Source organism: Amycolatopsis iheyensis, assembly GCF_024703995.1.
Taxonomy (GTDB): domain Bacteria; phylum Actinomycetota; class Actinomycetes; order Mycobacteriales; family Pseudonocardiaceae; genus Amycolatopsis; species Amycolatopsis iheyensis.
Map to the genome: position 1 here is coordinate 409,504 of NZ_JAMXQV010000003.1, position 18,685 is coordinate 428,188.

General features: G+C 71.7%; 13 protein-coding genes. 9 read left to right on the top strand and 4 right to left on the bottom strand.

The window, feature by feature from the left end; genetic code table 11:
* Nucleotides 1-67 precede the first annotated feature (67 nt).
* Genes M8542_RS09165 through M8542_RS09175 form a run of 3 tightly spaced genes read left to right on the top strand, consistent with a single transcriptional unit; the run spans nucleotide 68 to nucleotide 3,131 of the window.
* On the top strand, nucleotides 68-820 hold the full coding sequence (locus tag M8542_RS09165) for an SDR family oxidoreductase (RefSeq protein WP_257919600.1): 753 nt from the start codon (nucleotides 68-70) through the stop codon (nucleotides 818-820).
* Nucleotides 817-1,587: an SDR family oxidoreductase gene (locus M8542_RS09170; protein WP_257919601.1), complete on the top strand. Its 771-nt coding sequence runs from the start codon at nucleotides 817-819 to the stop codon at nucleotides 1,585-1,587. Before M8542_RS09165 ends, M8542_RS09170 begins: the two co-directional genes overlap by 4 nt.
* On the top strand, nucleotides 1,584-3,131 hold the full coding sequence (locus M8542_RS09175; protein WP_257919602.1) for an acyl-CoA carboxylase subunit beta: 1,548 nt from the start codon (nucleotides 1,584-1,586) through the stop codon (nucleotides 3,129-3,131). The genes M8542_RS09170 and M8542_RS09175 overlap by 4 nt, the downstream gene beginning before the upstream one ends.
* Here the strand turns inward: M8542_RS09175 and M8542_RS09180 are convergent.
* Nucleotides 3,128-3,640, bottom strand: coding sequence for a dihydrofolate reductase family protein (locus tag M8542_RS09180; protein ID WP_257919603.1), 513 nt, complete (start codon nucleotides 3,638-3,640; stop codon nucleotides 3,128-3,130). The genes M8542_RS09175 and M8542_RS09180 overlap by 4 nt on opposite strands.
* 191 nt (nucleotides 3,641-3,831) lie before the next feature.
* On the opposite strand from M8542_RS09180, the gene M8542_RS09185 reads away from it, so the two are divergent.
* The gene (locus M8542_RS09185) at nucleotides 3,832-6,486 is read left to right on the top strand and encodes a lectin (RefSeq protein ID WP_257919604.1); all 2,655 of its coding nucleotides are present in this window, start codon (nucleotides 3,832-3,834) and stop codon (nucleotides 6,484-6,486) included.
* Nucleotides 6,487-6,593: 107 nt separating this feature from the next.
* On the opposite strand, the gene M8542_RS09190 is transcribed toward M8542_RS09185, so the two are convergent.
* Nucleotides 6,594-7,391 carry an enoyl-CoA hydratase-related protein gene (locus M8542_RS09190; protein WP_257919605.1) on the bottom strand — a complete coding sequence of 266 codons (798 nt, stop codon included), beginning with the start codon at nucleotides 7,389-7,391 and terminating at the stop codon, nucleotides 6,594-6,596.
* Nucleotides 7,392-7,542: 151 nt separating this feature from the next.
* On the opposite strand from M8542_RS09190, the gene M8542_RS09195 reads away from it, so the two are divergent.
* Nucleotides 7,543-10,569, top strand: coding sequence for a glycoside hydrolase family 2 TIM barrel-domain containing protein (locus M8542_RS09195; RefSeq protein ID WP_257919606.1), 3,027 nt, complete (start codon nucleotides 7,543-7,545; stop codon nucleotides 10,567-10,569).
* Here M8542_RS09195 and M8542_RS09200 read toward each other — a convergent pair.
* Nucleotides 10,566-11,348 carry a hypothetical protein gene (locus tag M8542_RS09200; protein WP_257919607.1) on the bottom strand — a complete coding sequence of 261 codons (783 nt, stop codon included), beginning with the start codon at nucleotides 11,346-11,348 and terminating at the stop codon, nucleotides 10,566-10,568. The genes M8542_RS09195 and M8542_RS09200 overlap by 4 nt on opposite strands.
* A 285-nt stretch (nucleotides 11,349-11,633) precedes the next feature.
* Between M8542_RS09200 and M8542_RS09205 the strand changes: the two genes are divergently transcribed.
* The 4 genes from M8542_RS09205 (at nucleotide 11,634) to M8542_RS09220 (ending at nucleotide 17,775) form a co-directional block, all read left to right on the top strand.
* On the top strand, nucleotides 11,634-13,280 hold the full coding sequence (locus tag M8542_RS09205) for an AMP-binding protein (protein WP_257919608.1): 1,647 nt from the start codon (nucleotides 11,634-11,636) through the stop codon (nucleotides 13,278-13,280).
* Nucleotides 13,281-13,284: 4 nt separating this feature from the next.
* On the top strand, nucleotides 13,285-14,253 hold the full coding sequence (locus tag M8542_RS09210) for a phosphotriesterase family protein (RefSeq protein ID WP_257919609.1): 969 nt from the start codon (nucleotides 13,285-13,287) through the stop codon (nucleotides 14,251-14,253).
* A gap of 44 nt (nucleotides 14,254-14,297) precedes the next feature.
* Nucleotides 14,298-14,921: a TetR/AcrR family transcriptional regulator gene (locus M8542_RS09215; protein WP_257919610.1), complete on the top strand. Its 624-nt coding sequence runs from the start codon at nucleotides 14,298-14,300 to the stop codon at nucleotides 14,919-14,921.
* Between the two features lie 418 nt (nucleotides 14,922-15,339).
* Nucleotides 15,340-17,775 carry a translocation/assembly module TamB domain-containing protein gene (locus M8542_RS09220; RefSeq protein WP_257919611.1) on the top strand — a complete coding sequence of 812 codons (2,436 nt, stop codon included), beginning with the start codon at nucleotides 15,340-15,342 and terminating at the stop codon, nucleotides 17,773-17,775.
* Here the strand turns inward: M8542_RS09220 and M8542_RS09225 are convergent.
* A complete protein-coding gene (locus M8542_RS09225; protein ID WP_257919612.1) occupies nucleotides 17,772-18,650 on the bottom strand; it encodes an alpha/beta fold hydrolase in 879 nt (292 codons plus the stop codon). The genes M8542_RS09220 and M8542_RS09225 overlap by 4 nt on opposite strands.
* Between the last annotated feature and the right edge of the window lie 35 nt (nucleotides 18,651-18,685).

Consider the following 18,685-nt stretch of genomic DNA (forward strand, 5'->3'; position numbering starts at 1 on the left):
CGCATAATGGACCCCTGACCGACCGCTTGGTATGTGCCGGGCACCACAGCGAAGGAGACACACTGCCGTGAACTCGTTCAAGGATCGCGTCGCGATCGTCACCGGGGCGAGCCGGGGCATCGGCCTCGGGATCGCGAAGACGCTCGTCGAGCGCGGCGCCAAGGTGTGCATCACCGCGCGCAAGCCCGAGGCGCTCGAAGAGGCGGTGAACGAGCTCGGCGGCCCGGACGTCGCCATGTTCGTGCCCGGCAAGGCCGACGACACCGACCACCAGGACGAGGCGATCGCCAAGACGATCGAAACCTTCGGCCGGCTCGACTACCTGGTCAACAACACCGGCATCAACCCCGTCTACGGGCCGACGCTGGACATCGACCCGGCCGCCGCGGCCAAGATCCTCGGCGTCAACGTGCTCGCGCCGCTCGGCTGGACCAAGCGCGCCCGCGACGCGTGGATGGGCGAGCACGGCGGCGCCGTCGTCAACGTCGCCTCCGTCGCCGGGCTCGGCGCGTCGCCCGGCATCGGGATGTACGGCGTCAGCAAGGCCGCGCTGATCCGGCTGACCGTCGAGCTCGGCGCCGAGCTGGGGCCGAAGATCCGCGTCAACGCCGTCGCGCCCGCCGTCGTCAAGACGAAGTTCGCCACCGCGCTGTACGAAGGCCGCGAAGAAGAGGTGTCCGCGGCCTACCCGATGAAGCGCCTCGGCGTGCCGGCCGACATCGCGGGCGCCGTCGCGTTCCTGCTGTCGGACGACGCCGGCTGGATCACCGGCCAGACCATGGTCCTCGACGGTGGCGTCACCCTCGGCGGTGGCCTGTGACCGGCGTCGTCGTCACCGGGGGCGGCGGGGGCATCGGCGCCGCGCTGGCCCGCCGGTTCGCGGCCGGCGGCGCCCAGGTCGTCGTGGCCGACCTCGACGGGGACAAGGCCGCCGAAGTCGCGGCCGAGGTCGGCGGGACGGCGTTCGTCGGCGACGTCGCGAGTGTCGACGGCGTCGCGAAGCTGATCGACAGCGCCCGCGGCACCCTCGGCGAGATCGACGTCTTCTGCGCCAACGCGGGCATCGCGCCCTTCGGCGGCGCGGAAAGCCCCGAGGAGGTCTGGGCGCGCACCTGGGACGTCAACGTCATGGCCCACGTCCGCGCGGCGAACCAGCTGCTCCCGGCGTGGCTCGAACGTGGCCAGGGCCACTTCATCGCGACGGTCTCCGCCGCCGGTCTGCTGACCAGCCTCGGTTCGGCGCCGTACTCGGTGACCAAGCACGGCGCGCTGGCCTTCGCCGAGTACCTGGCGGCGACCTACCAGCACCGCGGCATCACCGTCCAGGCGATCTGCCCGCAGGGTGTCCGCACCGCGATGCTGGAGAGCACCGGCACCGCGGGTCAGCTGCTGATGGGGGCCTCGGCGATCGAGCCGGAGCAGGTCGCGGACGCGCTGTTCGCGGCCATCGAGGAGAAGCGGTTCCTGGTGCTGCCGCACCCCGAGGTCGCGGGCTACTACGCGGCGCGGGCCACCGACACCGACCGGTGGCTCGGCGGCATGAACAAGCTGCAGCGCAAGGTCGAAGCGGCGCTCGAAGCCGAATGAGCTGGCAGCCGGAGGTCGACGAGATCGCGCGGCGGCGTGCGCTGGCCGAGCGGATGGGCGGGCCGGAAAAGGTGGCCCGCCAGCACGCGGCCGGGCGGTCGACGGTCCGCGAGCGGATCGCCGCGCTCGCCGACCCCGGCAGCTTCGACGAGATCGGCGCGCTGGCCGGCACGGCGTCCTATGTGGACGGTTCGCTCGCGGAGTTCACCCCGGCCAACTTCGTCATCGGCACCGCGCGGCTCGACGGCCGGCGCGTCGCGATCGGCGGGGACGACTTCACTGTCCGCGGGGGCGCCGCCGACGCCGCGATCATGGAGAAGCAGGTCCACGCCGAGCGGCTCGCGAACGAGCTCGGCCTGCCGATGGTGCGGCTGATCGAGGGCACCGGCGGCGGTGGCAGCGTCAAGATGCTGGAGCAGCACGGGTTCACCTACGTCCCGGTCAACCCCGGCTGGGACCTCGTGGTGGACAACCTTTCGACGGTGCCGGTGGTCGCGCTCTGCCTGGGCCCGGTCGCCGGGCTCGGCGCCGCGCGGGCGGTGATGTCGCACCTGAACATCCTCGTCGAAGGCGCCGGGCAGCTGTTCGTCGCCGGACCGCCGGTGGTCAAGCACGCGACGGGGGAGGAGCTCACCAAGGAGGAGCTGGGCGGCGCCGGGGTCCACCGGCGCAGTGGCGCGGTCGACCGGATCGTGGCGTCCGAGGCCGAGGCTTTCGCGGTGGCGAAACAGTTCTTGTCCTACCTTCCGTCCTCGGTGGACTCCGTGCCGCCGGTCGGTTCCACTGTGGACCCGGTGGACCGGCGCGACGAGGCCCTGCTGTCGCTGGTGCCGCGCAACCGGCGTCAGCCCTACCGGCTGCGGCCGCTGCTGGACGGCGTCTTCGACGAAGGTTCGGTGTTCGACTACGCGGTGTCGGGTGGCTCGGCCTACGCGGGAATGGCGCGACTGAACGGACACCCGGTCGGCGTGCTGGCCACCGACCCGTACCGCGGCGCGACGCTGACCCCCGAGGGCGCCGACGTCATGACCCGGTTCGTCGACCTCTGCGAGACGTTCCACCTGCCGCTGGTGTCGCTGACCGACCAGGCGGGCATGGTGATCGGCGCGGCCGCCGAACGCGCGGGCGCGATCCGCCACGGCGCCCGCGCGGTGACCGCGGTCTACCAGGCGCGGGTGCCGATGGCCGAGGTGATCGTCCGGCGCGTGTTCGGCGTCGGCGGCGCGGGCCAGGTCAACCGGCACCGGCTGGTCCGCCGCTGGGCGTGGCCCTCGGGCGACTGGGGTTCCCTGCCGGTGGAAGGCGGCATCGAAGCGGCGTACCGCGCGGAACTCGACGCCGCCGACGACCGGGAGGCGCGGATCGAGGAGATCCGCGCCCGCCTGGACGCGGTCCGGTCGCCGTTCCGCACGGCGGAGCGGTTCTCGGTGGAAGACGTCATCGACCCGCGCGAGACCCGGGCGCGGCTGTGCGACTGGGTGCCGGACGCCTACGCCGTGCTGCCAAAACTGCTGGGCCGCCCCTCGTTCGGGCTGCGGCCCTAGACCACCCGGTACCAGTTCGGCCTGACGAGTTCCAGCCCGATGGGTTTTCCGCCGGGCCGGTCGAACATCCGCACGCCGTCGCCGAGCAGGACCGGGACGGGCAGCGCCAGGATTTCGTCGAGCAGACCGGCCTCGAGACACTGCCGCGCGACGTCGGCGCCGAGCACGTTGACGTACTTCGGGCCGGCTGCTTCTTTGGCCGCCGTGGCCGCGCCGACAAGGTTGTCGACGAACGTGACGCCCGGTGCGGGAGCCGCGGGCCGGTGGGTCAGCACGAACTGCGGGCCCTCCCAGCCGCCGCCGAACGCCTTCCCCTCGCCTTCGGTGCCGCGGTGCGGGTCGTCGCCGCCGTAGGTCCGGCGGCCGACGAGCAGCGCGCCGATCTCCGGGATCAGCTCGTCGACCAGCGGGTTCGGGCCGAGGTACGGGGTCAGCCAGGACATGTCCCCGCCCGGGCCGGCGATGAAACCGTCGATCGAGCAGCTGAAGCCGTAAAGCAGTTTCGCCATGGTTGTCTCCTTTGAACCGGTTCGCGGACTTCAGTACTGACGTCGGCGGCCGGGAAAAGTCATCGGCTTCACCCGGCCGTGTCCGGAACGCGACAGGATCACCACGGACCGTTGACAACGGTGTCAGCGCGCGAGGACCGTTCCGATTCGCAACCGGCTGAACTTGTGCTCAACGGCGAAGGACAAGTGACATGGTCTTGCGTACCCTCGTGCGGCTTTCCGCCGTCACCGCCCTGGCATTGACCGGGCTGATCCCCGTCCCCGCGTCCGCGGCGCCGCTCGTCACCGATCCGGCGTCGCTCGTGAACCCGTTCATCGGCACGTCCAACGCCGCCGACGACTTCCCCGGCGCGGACGTCCCGTTCGGCATGCTCCAGTGGAGCCCCGACACCCCCAGCCGGCCCGACGGCGGCGGGTACGAGTACAAGGACTCGTCCATCACCGGTTTTAGCCTGACGCACCTGTCCGGGCCCGGTTGCGGCGCCGACGGTGACGTCCCGATCCTGCCGACGGTCGGCGGCGTGAACACCGGCGCGAGCGTCTCCTTCAGCCACAGCAACGAATCCGCGAGTCCCGGCGCCTACTCGGTGAACCTCGCCAACGGCGTGAACACCGAGCTGACCACCGCGCTGCGGTCGGGGATCGGCCGGTTCACGTTCCCCTCGACAACGCAGGCGAACCTGCAGTTCAAGCTCAACGGCAGCCAGAACGGCACGTCGAACCAGGCCTGGACCGTCGTCAGCCCGACCGAGGTCTCCGGCTCGGTCACCTCGGGGCACTTCTGCGGCGCGGGGTTCACCTACACGCTCTACTTCGACGTCGTGTTCGACCGGCCGTTCAGCTCGAGCGGCACGGCGGCGGCCGCCGCGGTGACCCCGAAGGCGTCGCCGGGCAAGCTGCACGGCACCGCGACCGCCAAGGCCGCGCCGGACGCGGGCCCGGGCAGCGCGTACGTCCGGTTCGACACGACCACCAACCGCACGGTGCAGGCCAAGGTGGGCATTTCCTACGTGTCGACGGCGAACGCGGTAGCGAACCGGGCGGCGGACATCCCGGCGTTCGACTTCGCGGCGACCAAGCAGGCCGCGCACGACAGCTGGAACTCCCTGCTCGGCCGGCTCCAGGTCGCCGGCGGCACCGCGGCGCAGCAGCGCGTCTTCTACACCGCGCTGTACCACTCGCTGTTGCACCCCAACGTCTTCTCCGACCGCAACGGCCAGTACATCGGGTTCGACAACCAGGTGCACACCGTCGCGAGTGGACACTCGGCGCACTACGCCAACTTCTCCGGCTGGGACATCTACCGCACGCAGGCGCAGCTTTCCGCGTTGGTCGCGCCGGCGCAGACCAGCGACATCGCGCAGTCGATGATCGCGGACTACGCGCAGGGTGGCACGCTGCCGAAGTGGTCGCAGAACAACGGCGAAACCTACGTCATGGTCGGTGACCCGGGCACAGCGATCCTCGCGAGCTACTACGCCTTCGGCGCGCGGAACTTCGACACTTCCGCGGCACTGCAAGCGATGCTGAAGGAAGCGAGCACGCTCAACAACGTCCGGCCGGGCCTCAACGCGACCAACGCGCCGGGTTACCTGCCGGCCAACGGCACCTACCAGTGCTGCAACTTCTACGGCCCGGTCTCGACGCAGCTCGAGTACGACACCGCCGACTTCGCGCTCTCGGCGTTCGCCGGCGCGCTGGGGGACACCGCGAACCAGGCGTTCTACGCCGGGCGCGCGCAGAACTGGAAGAACACCTTCAACAGTGCCAGCGGGTTCATGCAGCCTCGCGACGCCGGTGGTGGCTGGACGGGCGGCTTCAACCCGGCGAGCGGGTCGAACTTCGTCGAAGGCACGTCGTGGCAGTACACCGGCATGGTGCCGTTCAACGTGGCGGGCCTGGCGGCCGCGCGCGGCGGCAACGCGTCGCTGATCAGCTACCTCGACAGCGTGCTGGCCGGGTTCCACGGCAGCGGCGGATCGCAGGCCGACCTCGGGAACGAGCCGAGCCTGGAGCTGCCGTGGGAGTACGACTACGTCGGGCAGCCGTACCAGACGCAGAAGGTCGTCCGGCAGGTCCAGGACCAGATCTGGACGGACGCGCCGGGCGGGCTGGCCGGCAACGACGACCTGGGCGCGATGAGCGCGTGGTACGTGTTCTCGGCGCTGGGTTTCTACCCGATGACGCCGGGCACGGCGGACCTGGCGCTGGGCAGCCCGCTGTTCACGCAGGCGGTGGTGACGTTGCCGAGCGGCGCGACGCTGACGGTGAACGCCCCGGCGGCGGCGGACAACGCGCCGTACGTCCAGAGCGCGTCGTGGAACGGCTCGGCGTGGAACAACGCTTACGTGCCCACCTCGGCGCTGGTGTCGGGCGGAACGCTGGGCTTCACGCTGGGCACGGCGGCGAACACGTCCTGGGCGGCGTCGAACCCGCCGCCGTCCTACGACGGGACGATGCCACACCTGGGGGCGTTGTCTTCGGGTGTCGCGGGCAAGTGCGCGGACGTGGCGACGAGCGGAACGGCCAACGGCACGCACGTCCAGCTGTACACGTGCAATGCGACGGGCGCCCAGAAGTGGTTCGCGGCACCGGACGGCAGCTTCCAGGCCCAGGGCGGGTGTCTGGACGTGAGCAACAGCGGCACGGCGAACGGCACGAAGGTGCAGCTGTGGCAGTGCAATTCCTCGGGTGCCCAGAAGTGGCAGCCGGGCACGGCCGGCTCGCTGGTCAACCCCCAGTCGGGCCGTTGCCTGGACGACCCGGGCAGCACGACGACCGACGGGACGCAGCTGCAGATCTACGACTGCAACCAGAGCGCGGCCCAGAAGTGGACCCACGGCTGACCCGGTCCCAAGCGCCCCAATGTGGCCTTGGTTGCGTCTGACGCAACCAATGTGGCCTTCGGTGCGTCAGACGCACCGAAGGCCACATTGGGGCGCTTGAAGGGTGGTCAGGAAGCCGGGTGGGGCGGGAACTTCGGTTCGCGGCGTTCGTTCCAGCTGGCCAGTCCCTCGGCCAGTTCGGGACGGCCGAACGACTCGACCATCAACGCCGTCGCCTCGCGGGCGGCTTCGTCCAGCGGCAGCAGCGCCTCCCGCGCGAACTGCGCCTTCATCACCGCCATCGACCGCGGTGCGCTGTAAGTTGCCAACTCCGTCGCGTACGCGTGGGCTCGCAACCCCAGCTCCTCCGCCGGAACCACCTCCTGGACCAGGCCGTAGTCGAACGCCTGCTCCGCGGTGAAAGTCCGCCCGGAAAGCAGCAGATCCCGTGCCCGGCCCCCACCCACCAAAGTGGGCAGCAGTTTCGCGACGCCGTACTCCGCGATCAGGCCGCGGCGCGAGAACGCGGTCGTGAACTTCGCGCCCGCCGCGGCGAAGCGGACGTCCGCCGAGCACGCGATCACGAACCCGAGGCCCGCGCAGCCGCCGTTGATCGCCGCCACCACCGGGACGCCCGTCGAGGACGCCGCCAGGACGTCGCGGAAGTTCTCGTGGCCGCCGCCCGTGGCCGGGGGAGTTGCCGCGATGTCGTCCAGCAGCCCCAGATCCGCGCCCGGGCAGAACGCCTTGCCCGCCCCCGTGACGACCACCGCGCGCACCGACGGGTCCGCGTCGGCTTCCCGCAGCAGCGCGCCGTAGCGGGCCTGCATCGGCACGTCCATCGCGTTGTTCCGGTCCGGCTTGTCGAACGTCAGCGTGGCGACCGCGCCGCCGGTCGCGTACCGCACACCATCCACCGTGGACATGGCCGCCTCCTCGGGTCGGGGTTCAGACTAAGCGGTCGCTTGGCGCACGGGCCAGTCAGCCTTGGTTGAATTCGTCGAAAGCCGTGTTGGGCGGGAAATCCTCGTGCGATAGTGCTCCCCGCCGTAATCCGCTGCTGGGAGGGAACGCCCGATGTCGCACGACTTGAGTCGAAGAACGGTCCTCGGTGGAGCTGGTGCCGTCGTCGTCACGTCGGCCCTCGCGCCGGTCGCGAAAGCAGCCGAAGCGCGGCTCGACCGCGACACCGACTTCGGCACGGGCTGGCGGTTCGCCCTCGCCAACCCGGACGGCGTCACCGACCCCGGCGGCCGGTTCGCCGACGCCGCGAAGCCGAAGTTCGACGACTCGACGTGGCAGGTCGTCGACGTCCCGCACGACTGGAGCATCGAACTCCCGCCCGTGGAAAAGGGCACCTTCAGCGGGTCCGGGTTCTTCCGCGGCGGTCTCGGCTGGTACCGCAAGACGTTCGTCGTCCCGCCCGAAGCGGCGGGCAAACGCGTTTCGGTCGAGTTCGACGGCGTCTATTCGGACGCGCACGTACACCTGAACGGCGAACTGCTCGGCCACCACCCGTACGCCTACACCGGGTTCGCCTTCGACCTCACCGGCCGGCTGCACACCGACGGCCGCACCCCGAACGTCCTCGCCGTGCGCGCGGTGAACCCGCTGCCCAGCAGCCGCTGGTACTCCGGCAGCGGCATCTTCCGCCGGGTCCGCCTGGTCGTCACCGAGCCGGTGCACATCGCCCGGCACGGCACCTTCGTCACGACCCCCGGCATCGCCGCGGGCCGCGGCACCGTCCGGGTCGCCACCGACGTCGTGAACGACTCCCGCGCGCCGGTGACGGCCGTGGTGCGCACGACCGTCAGCGACTCGGCGGGCCGGGTCAAGGCGAAGGGCGCGACGACCGTGACGATCGCCCCGGGACGAACCGCCACCGCGGTCACGACCCAGACGGTGCCCGATCCGCAACGGTGGTCGCCCGGCACGCCCACGCTCTACCGGGTGCGCACCGAAGTCGCGGGCTGCGACACGGCCACCACCGACTTCGGCTTCCGCCACTTCACGTTCCACCCCGACAACGGGTTCTCGCTCAACGGCGTGCCGACGAAGCTGCGCGGGGTCAACCTCCACGCGTCGCAGGGCGCGCTGGGCGCGGTGATCGACCCGGCCGCGCTCGAGCACCAGCTGCGGCTGATGCTCGCGATGGGCGTCAACGCGCTGCGCACCGCGCACAACCCGCCCGACCCGCAGCTGGTGACGCTCTGCGACCGGCTCGGGATCCTGCTGATGGTCGAAGCGTTCGACTGCTGGCGGACCGGCAAGCTCGAGTTCGACTACCACCGCGACTTCGACGAGTGGAGCGGGCGCGACATCGCCGAAATGGTGCACGCGGCCAAGAACTCCCCGTCGGTCGTGCTGTGGTCGATCGGCAACGAGGTGCCGGACGCGTCGATGGCCGGCGGCCCGGCCATCGCGGCGGCGCTCATCAAGACCGTGCGTGACATCGACCCGACCCGGCCGGTGATCATGGGCTCGGACCGCTACCGGAGCGTGCCCGCGCCGGGCTCGCCGCAGGACCTCATCCTGCGGCAGCTCGACGGCCTCGGCGTCAACTACAACACCGCGCAGTCGCTCGACGGGCTGCACGCGGCCTACCCGGACAAGTTCTTCTTCGAGTCCGAGTCGTCGTCGGAGACCTCGACGCGCGGGGTGTACCAGGACCCCGACCTGCTCAACACCGGCGAGAACCACGTGCCGGGCAAGCGGGCGGCGTCGTCCTACGACAACAACCTGGCCTCCTGGACGTTCAGCGGCGAGTACTCGCTGAAGAAGGACCGCGACCGCAAGTTCTGCCAGGGCCAGTTCCTCTGGGCCGGGCAGGACTACCTCGGCGAGCCGACCCCCTACGACGCCTTCCCGGTCAAGACGTCCTTCTTCGGCGCGGTCGACAGCGCGGGCCTGCCCAAGGACGCCTTCCACCTCTTCCGCAGCCAGTGGACCACCGCGCCGATGGTGCACCTGGCGCCGATGGACTGGACCGGCCACGCCCCGGGCGAGCCCGTCGCGGTCTGGGTCTACTCCACTGTGGACACCGTCGAGCTGGTGCTCAACGGCCGTTCGCTGGGCACGAAGACCTTCGACCGCAAGGCCACTGTGGACGGCCGGGCCTACCTCGAGACGAGCGAGCCGACCGGCGACGACAAGAACGACCCGTCCGGCAGCTACACCAGCCCGAACGGCGGCACCGGCAAGCTGCACCTGAGCTGGACCGTGCCGTTCGAACGCGGCACGCTGACCGCGATCGCCCGGGCCGACGGCCGGGAAGTGGCCCGCGACGAGCTCGTCACGGCCGGGCCGCCGAGCGCGGTCACGCTCAGCGCCGCACCACGCGGGGAAGGCGCGATGGCGTTCGTGACGGCGTCCGTTGTGGACGCCCAGGGGGTCGTGGTGCCGGGTGCCGAGCTGGCGCTGCGGTTCACCGTCGGCGGACCCGGCCGGCTCGCCGGGGTCGACAACGGACGCCAGGAGTCGGCCCAGGGCTACCAGCAGCCGACGGTCGCCACCTTCCGCGGCCAGGCCGTCGCGATCGTCGCCGCGACCGGTGGCCGCGGCCCGATCACCGTGACGGCGAGCGCGCCGGGCCTGACCTCGGGGAGCACCACGGTGCCGGGGACGAACCTCGGGCAGCGCAACGGCCCGGGCGCGCGGGCGGTGGAGCTGCCCGAGGTGCCGGTCGTCCTGGCCGCGAACGCGAGTTATGCGGGCGCCCCGGACACGCTGCCGGCGGCGATGCTCGACGGCAACCCCGCCACCGGCTGGTCGAACTTCTACCTCAAGCCGGCGACCGCGACGCTGCCGGCGGTGAGCCGGCCGCGGCCGGCGGACTGGGTTTCGCTGGTCTGGCCGACTCCGCAGCGTTTCGGCGAGATCGTCGCGAACTTCGTGCTGGACGCGACGCTGGTGCTGCCGGACACCGTCGCCGTCTTCTACCGGGGGACTCAGGGCTCCGCGCCGGTGAGCAACCTGAAGATCTCGTGGGGGACCGGTTCGAACGACCCGACGACGTTCTCGTTCGACCCGGTCACCGCCACGGAGGTGTTCGTCTCCATGACGACCCGCGGGTTCCTGCGGATCAGCGGCCTCTTGGCCCGTTAACGGCTGCAGGGCGCGAGCGCGTCGAGGCCCTGCGGTTTGTCGGTCGTGCGGCCGATGGCGGTCGCGATGCGGTTGATCGTCGCGACGCGCTTGTCCTCGAGCGGGCCGAGGATGGCGTTCTGCACGAAGTTGGGACCGCCCTGGCCGACAGTGGTGGCCAGGCGGTTGTTGGCTTCGGCGAGCTGCGTGTCGAGCAGCTGGAGGTTCCGCTCGACCTCGGCTCGGGCCTGCGCGGGGATGGCCGGGAGCTGCGAGGCGACGTCGGGGCAGGTGATCTGCCCGGCGTCGCCCGCCGCGGCACTGGTCGGCTGGGCCGGTGCCGGGGCAGTGGAGGACGCCGGCGCCGCTTGGCCGCCCAGCGAGCACGTCGCCAGGCCGCCGAGGTTCTGCGGTTTCTCGCCCCGGCGACCGATGGCGATGGCGATCCGGTCGATCGTCGACGTCCGCTTGTCGGCCAGCGGCCCGAGGATCGCGTTCTGGACGAAGTTCGGGCCGCCCTGCCCGACGGTGGTGGCCAGGCGGTTGTTCGCTTCGGCGATCTGGGTGTTCAGCAGGTCCAGGTTGCGTTGCACTTCGGCTTGGGCCTGCGCGGGGATGGCGGGCAGCTGCGAAGCGACGTCGGGGCAGCTGATCCGGTTGCCGGTCGCCGCGTTCGCCGCGCCGGGGTCGCCGACGGTCGTCGCGATCACCAGCGCCCCCGCCGCGATCGCGAGGCCGAGGGCCGCCGTCGCGATCTTCGTCCGCCGCGAGAGGCGGTGTCGTCCACCGGTAGCAGGCATGAATCACTCCAAGTTAGCGTGAACAGAGAGGGACCACACGGGCAGCGCGCGGTTTTTCCGAATGGTGCGGCCGAGCCGGCCGCGGAGGTCATCGTGGCGGCTCCACCAGGGAGTTGTCCAGAGTTCGGCGGGGAAAAGAGAGAAGCTGAACCATTCCGAACCGGCAGCCGTATTACGCGGTGAAAGGCGGCTTCTGCGATTCCCGCGAAGCCGGGCCTTGACGCGGCCGCCGCGGCCTCCTAGCGTTCGCATACCGACCGGTCGGTGTCCAAAGGAGGTCACGGAGTGAGCTGGTACGACGCGAAGCCCTGGCTGGCGAGCTACGACGAAAGCGTGCGGGCCGCGGAACCGGCGAAGCCGACGACCCTGCCGGAGACCTTCCGCCGCGCCGCGGACCACGTCCCCGACCGGACGGCGATCGTGTACTTCGACGCGCGGCTGAGCTACCGCGAGGTCGACGAGCTCTCCGACGGCGTCGCGCGGTACCTGAGCGCCCACGGCTTCGCGCGCGGCGACCGGCTCGCGCTGGTGCTGCAGAACATCCCGCAGTTCGTGATCGCCCTGCTGGGCGCGTGGAAGGCCGGCGGGATCGTGGTCCCGGTCAACCCGATGTACCGCGACCGCGAGCTCACCCACGTGCTCACCGACGCCGGGGTCAAGGCGATCGTGTGCTCGCAGCGCGGCTGGAACGCCTTCATCGCCGAGACGGCGAAGGACATCGGCATCGCGCTCACCACCAGCGAACTGGAGTTCCAGACGCGCGACGACGAGCGCGTGCTGGGCAAGGTCATCCGCGAAGAGACCCCGGGCGCGACCGAACTCCTCGAAGCCGCCGCCACCCCGGGCCCGAAGCCGCCGGAGCCGGCCTTCGCGCTCGACGACGTCGCGCTGATCAGCTACACCTCCGGTACCAGCGGCACACCGAAGGGCGCCACCAACACCCACGGCAACCTCGGCACCAACGCCGCCGGGCTCGGCTCGTTCAGCGGCCTGCCCGCCGGCTCGACGCTGTTCGGGCTCGCGCCGCTGTTCCACATCACCGGCATGGTCTGCGAACTCGGCTCCGCGATCGACATCGAGGGCACGCTCGCCCTCGCCTACCGCTTCGACGCCGGGGTGGTGCTCGACGCCTTCCTCGAGCACCGGCCGTCGTACACGGTCGGGCCGTCGACGGCCTACATGGCGCTGATGGCGCACCCGTCCTTCAGCCGCGACCACTTCTCGTCGTTCGCGCTGCTCTACTCCGGCGGCGCCGCGCTGCCGCCCGCCGTCGTCGAGGCCTTCCGCGCGAAGACCGGGCACTACATCCACAACGGCTACGGCCTCACCGAAACCAGCGCGGGCTGCGTCGTCGTCCCTGGCACGCTCGAAGCGCCGATCGACCCGGCGTCCGGCACGATCTCCATCGGCCTCCCGGTGCCGGACACGATCGTGCGGATCCTGGGCGAGGACGGGGAAGAGCTGCCGTTCGGCCAGGCGGGCGAGATCGCCGTGGAAGGCCCGATGGTCGTTTCCGGCTACTGGAACCGCCCGGACGCGACGGCCGAGTCGCTGCCCGGCGGGCGGCTGCTCACCGGCGACATCGGGTTCATGGACGAGCGCGGCTGGGTCTACGTCGTCGACCGCAAGAAGGACATGATCAACGCGTCCGGCTTCAAGGTCTGGCCGCGCGAGGTCGAAGACGTCCTGTACACGCACCCGGCGGTCCGCGAGGCCGCCGTCGTCGGGGTCGCCGACGAATACCGCGGCGAGACGGTCAAGGCGTACGTCAGCCCCGCGCCCGGCGCGAACGCCGATCCCGCGGAGCTGGTCGCGTGGTGCAAGGAACGGCTCGCCGCCTACAAGTACCCGCGCACCGTCGAAGTCCTCGACGAGCTGCCGAAGACCACCAGCGGCAAGATCCTGCGCCGCGAACTGCGGGCTCGGGGGTAACGGCGTGGTCGAGACCGTCCGCGGCGCGATCGCGCCGGAAGCACTGGGCAAGGTGCTGATGCACGAGCACCTCTTCGTGCTGAGCCCCGAGTTCGTCGAGAACTACCCCGAACACGAGGGGTTCAAGGAGGACGAGCACGTCCCCGAGGCGATCCGGCGGCTCAAGGACCTGAAGGCCGCCGGCATCGACACCATCGTCGATCCGACGGTGATCGGCCTGGGCCGCTACATCCCGCGCGTGCAGCGGGTCGCCGCCGAGGTCGAGCTCAACATCGTCGTCGCGACCGGGCTCTACACCTACAACGACGTGCCGCACTACCTGCACTTCCGCGGGCCGGGCACGCTGCTGCAGGGCGAGGACCCGCTGGTCGGGCTGTTCGTCGGCGACATCCGCGACGGCATCGCCGGCACCGGCGTCAAGGCCGGGCTGCTCAAGTGCGCCACCGACGAACCCGGTGTCACGCCCGGGGTCGAGCGCGTCCTGCGCGCGGTCGCCAAGGCGCACAAGGAAACCGGCACGCCGATCATGACCCACACGCACGCGGGCACGCGGCGCGGGCTGGAGCAGCAGAACGTCTTCGAGTCCGAAGGCGTCGACCTGAACCGCGTGCTGCTCGGGCACTCCGGCGACTCGACCGACCTCGGCTACCTGATCGAGCTCGCCGACCGCGGGTCGCTGCTCGGCATGGACCGGTTCGGCCTCGACCTGCTGCTGCCGTTCGAAGAGCGGGTGAACACCGTCGTCGCGATGTGCGAACGCGGCTACGCGGGCAGCATGGTGCTCTCGCACGACGCGAGCTGCTACATCGACTGGCTGCCCGCGGACCAGCTCCCGGTGCTGACGCCGAACTGGCACTACCTGCACATCACCCGGGACGTGCTGCCCGCGCTGCGGGAACGCGGGGTGTCCGAACCGGACATCACGGCCATGCTCGTCGACAATCCCCGGCGCTTCCTCACCGGGGCGTCCTGAGCCCGTTATCCTGTGCGTTCGAACCCGGAGAGGAGGCAACTGCCGTGACGCGAGCGAGCACCCGCAAGCCGGGGGAGGCCTCCGGCGACGACCAGGCCGCCGTGCCGCGGCGGCTGCTGGAGCAGGCCACGAAGCTGTTCGCGAAGAAGGGCTTCGACCGCACGTCGGTCCAGGAGATCGTCGAGGCCGCGGGCGTCACCAAGGGCGCGATGTACCACTACTTCGGCTCGAAGGACGACCTGCTCTACGAGATCTACGCCCGTGTCCTGCGCGAGCAGACCCGGCAGCTGGAGAGCGTCGCGTCGTCGAGTGCCCCGCTGCGGGAACGGCTCGGCGCCGCCGCGTCCGACGTGGTGGTCTCCAGCATCGACAACCTCGACGACAACACGATCTTCCTGCAGTCGATGCACCAGCTGTCCCCGGACAAGCAGAAGGCGGTCCGCGCCGAGCGCCGCAAGTACCACGAGCGCTTCCGCGGCCTGGTCGAGGAAGGCCAGGCCTCGGGCGAGTTCCGCACGGACAAGCCCGCGGACGTGGTGGTCGACTTCTTCTTCGGCTCGGTGCACCACCTGGGTTCGTGGTACCGCCGCGGCGGGACGCTGTCGGCGCGCCAGGTCGGGGACCACTACGCGGACCTGCTGCTGGACGCGTTGCGCCCGCCTGTCTGATGGGTGGGTGTCCGACTTCCCGCCGCTGTCGGTGATCGATGAGCTGGCCGAGGTGGCCCGTTGCGGTGGCGCCCTGTGCGTCGGTCCGGGCTGTAGTGCTGCGGGTGTTGTTCCTCGGCTGCGGGGGTCCGGTCTGATGGGTGGGTGACCGACTTCTCGGCGCTGCGGGTGATCGATGAGCTGGCTGAGGCGGCTCGTTGGGGTGGCGCCGGGCGCGTCGGTGCGGGCTGTAGTGCTGTGGGTGTTGTTCCTCGGCTGCGGGGGTCCGGTCTGATGGGTGGGTGACCGACTTCCCGGCGCCGCCGGTGATCGATGAGCTGGCCGAGGCGGCTCGTTGCGGTGGCGCCCTGTGCGTCGGTCCGGGCTGTAGTGCTGCGGGTGTTGTTCCTCGGCTGCGGGGGTCCGGTCTAATGGGCGGGTGACCGACTTCCCGCCGCTGCCGGTGATCGACGAGCTGACCGAGCCCGAGCGGGAGCTGGCCGATGCGGCCCGTCGCGGCCGCGCGGTGGCGCCCGGCGCGCCGATCCGGGCCGAAGTGCTCCGGGAGCTGCTCCTCGGCCGCCGGGGTCCGGTGGATCCGGCGGGCGTCCGCGTCGAAGGTGCCCGGATCGCCGGCACCCTGACCTTGGACCACGTCGAGGCTGTGGCGGGCCTCGCGCTGGTGGGCTGCGTGCTCGTGAACCCGATCGGGGCGCGCCGGGCCCGGCTGCCGTGGCTCGAGCTGTCCGGCAGCCGGATCGCCGGGTTCGACGGCGACGGCGTCCGGATCGACCACGACCTCGTGCTCGCCGGCGTGCGCGCGAGCGGCGACGGCGAACACGGCGTCGTCAGCCTCCGCGACGCCCGGGTCACCGGGCGGGTCCTCCTCACCGGGGCGGTGGTCACCAGCGCGGACGGTCCCGCGCTCGGCCTGGACGGGCTGGAAAGCGGTGCGCTGCGTGGCGTCGGCCTCCGGGCGTCCGGTGCGCGGGCCCTCGGCACGGTCCGGCTGACCGGCGCCCGCGTCGCCCGGGAAACCGACTTCGCCGGCGCCGAGCTGACCAACGTGTCCGGGCCGGCCCTGAGCGCCGACGGCCTGGTCGTCGACGGCGACCTGAGCCTGAGCGGCGCGACGGTGACCGGGGCCGGTGAAGCCGGGGCGGCCCGCCTGCTCGGCGCCCGGGTCGGCGGCGCGCTGGACCTCGTCGAGGCCGTGCTCACCAACGAGAGCGGGCCGGGCCTGGAGGCCGACCGCCTCGAGGCCCGGGACCTCCGCTGCGCCGGCGTCGTCGTGACCGCCGGCCGCGACGCCGCGATCGACCTGACCAGCGCGCGCGTCGGCGGCCAGGTCGACCTCGACGGCGCCGTGGTCACCAACGGCCGTGGCCGCGGGCTGAGCGCCGACGGCATCCGGGTCGACGACAGCTTCTCCGCCGAGGGGATGCAGGCGCGCGGCTCGGGCGAGTACGGCGCGCTCTGCCTGCTCAGCGGGCACGTGGGCGGCAACCTCTCCCTCGACGGCGCTGAGCTGGCCAACGATGCCGGGGCGGCGTTGAGCGGCGATCGGCTCCGCGTCGGCGGCAACGTCCACTTCCGGGAGCTGACCGCCGCCGGGTCCGGCGAGCCGGGCACTGTCCGCCTGCTCAGCGCCCGGATCGACGGCGAGCTGTACTGCGAAGAAGCCCGGCTCACCAACGACCGCAGCCCGGCACTGCACGCCGACGGTCTGCACGTCGGCGGCAACTTCGACCTGACCGGCGCGCAGGTCTCCGGCGCCGGGACGGACGGGGCGCTGCGGCTGCACAACGCCGAGATCGGCAGCCAGCTGCGGCTGCCCGGGGCGGAGCTGGCCAACGCGTCCGGGCCCGCCTTCAGCGCCGACGACCTGCGCGTCGGCACCTACCTCGACCTGAGCGGGGTGACGGCGACCGGCTCGTCCGAGCATGGCGCGTTGAGCCTGCGGGCGGCCCGGGTCGACGGCTCGGCCACCTTCACCGGCGCCGAGGTCACCAACGACGCGGGCCCGGCGCTGTTCGCGGACCGCTTCCGGGTCCGGGACAGCCTCGCGGTGACCGGCCTGCGGGGGAGCGGCGCCGGCGAGTACGCGACGATCCACCTGCTCGGCGCCCACGTCGGCGGTCAGCTGAGCTTCACCGGCGCCGAGCTGACCCACCGCGACGAGCTGCTCGTGAGCCTCGAAGACGCCGTCGTCGACGGGCCGATCTTCTTCCCCGCCGAGGTGGTGGGCCCGGCCGGTCAGGTGGTCGTCGACGGCTTCCGGTTCGGCTCGCTCGCCGACGTCGAGTGGGACGAGTGGCTGCGCCTGATCCGCGACCACACGGCGTCCTACCGGCCCGGGCCGTACCAGCGGCTCGCGGCCGCGGAACGGGCGGCCGGCCACGACGGCAACGCCCGCCGGATCCTCATCGCCCAGCAACGAGACCTCCAGCGGTGGGCGCCCCGGACCATCGGCGGCTGGCCGGCCCGGCGGTTCCACTGGCTGTGGGGCTTCTTCGCCGGCTACGGCTATCGCGCGCGGCGGACCGCGGCCGCGTTGCTGCTGGCGGTGCTCGCGGCGGGCGCACTGGGGCTGTGGGCCGGGCACGCCGGCTCCGGCGGGCACCTCGCCGCCGAACGCACGGCGGACTTCGGCGCCCGGGCCGGCACGCCGTGCACGCCGGTCGAGCTGATCGGCGTCGGCCTGGAGCGCGGGCTGCCGCTGTCGCCCGGCGTGCGGGGCCGGTGCGACCTCAACACCGGGATCGGCGCGGGCCAGGTGTTCACCGTGGCGATCTGGCTGGTCCAGGCCGCGATCTGGGCCCTGGCGACGCTCGCGCTCGTCGGCTACACCGGGCTGGTCCGCAAGACCGGCTAGTGGCGGCGGAGGTGGTCGAGGAGGAGGGCGATGACCTCGTCGGGGGCCTCCATCGCCATCCACTGGCTCGCGCCCTCGACGATCTGGAAGCGGTACTCGGCGTCGATGTGGTGGACGGTCAGCTCGGCGGCGCTCTGGCCGAGGTAGGGGTCCTCGCTGCCCCAGAGGTAGAGCGTCGGGACGGTGATCCGGCCGGCCGGGACGTCGAAAACGTCGTTGGTGGCGCCGCGGTACCAATTCAAGGTCGCGGTCAGCGCACCCGGTTCGGAAAGGCGCGCGACGGTGCGTTCGACGATTTCGACCGGGATTCGGCGGTTGTAGACAGCGCGTAATTGCGCGGCTTCGTCGCGTAAGAGGAATTTCTCGGCTTTGCCGACACCGCGGCGGAAGAAGCGGATGTAGCCGAGGTCGTGGAACTGCCCGTCATCGGTCGCGGCGGCGCGTTGCAGGGCGGACGGGTGCGGGGTGGAGAGCACGGTCAGCGACCGCAGCCGGTCCGGGTGCGCGGTGGCCAGCGCCCAGGCGACCATGCCACCCCAGTCGCGGGCGACCAGGTGGAACCGGTCGGCGCCCTGGCTGCCGGCGAAGGCGAGCGCGTCGCCGACCAGGTGCTCGATGGAGTAGTGCTCGACGCCTTCGGGCCGCGCCTCGCGGGCGTACCCGCGCTGGTCGACGGCGACGGCCCGGTAGCCGGCCTCGCCGAGGGCGTGCAGCTGCTCGGTCCAGGACTCGGCGAATTCGGGCCAGCCGTGCAGGAGCAGGACGAGCTCACCGCTTTCGGGCCCGGCGGCGAGCGCGCTGTGCCGATGTCCGCCGACGACAACGGTCAATTCCTCGAGCGAACCGGCTTCCGTCGGCACGACGGCGAATTCCATGGCGCCAGGCTAGGTCTTGCGGGGTGGGGAAAACC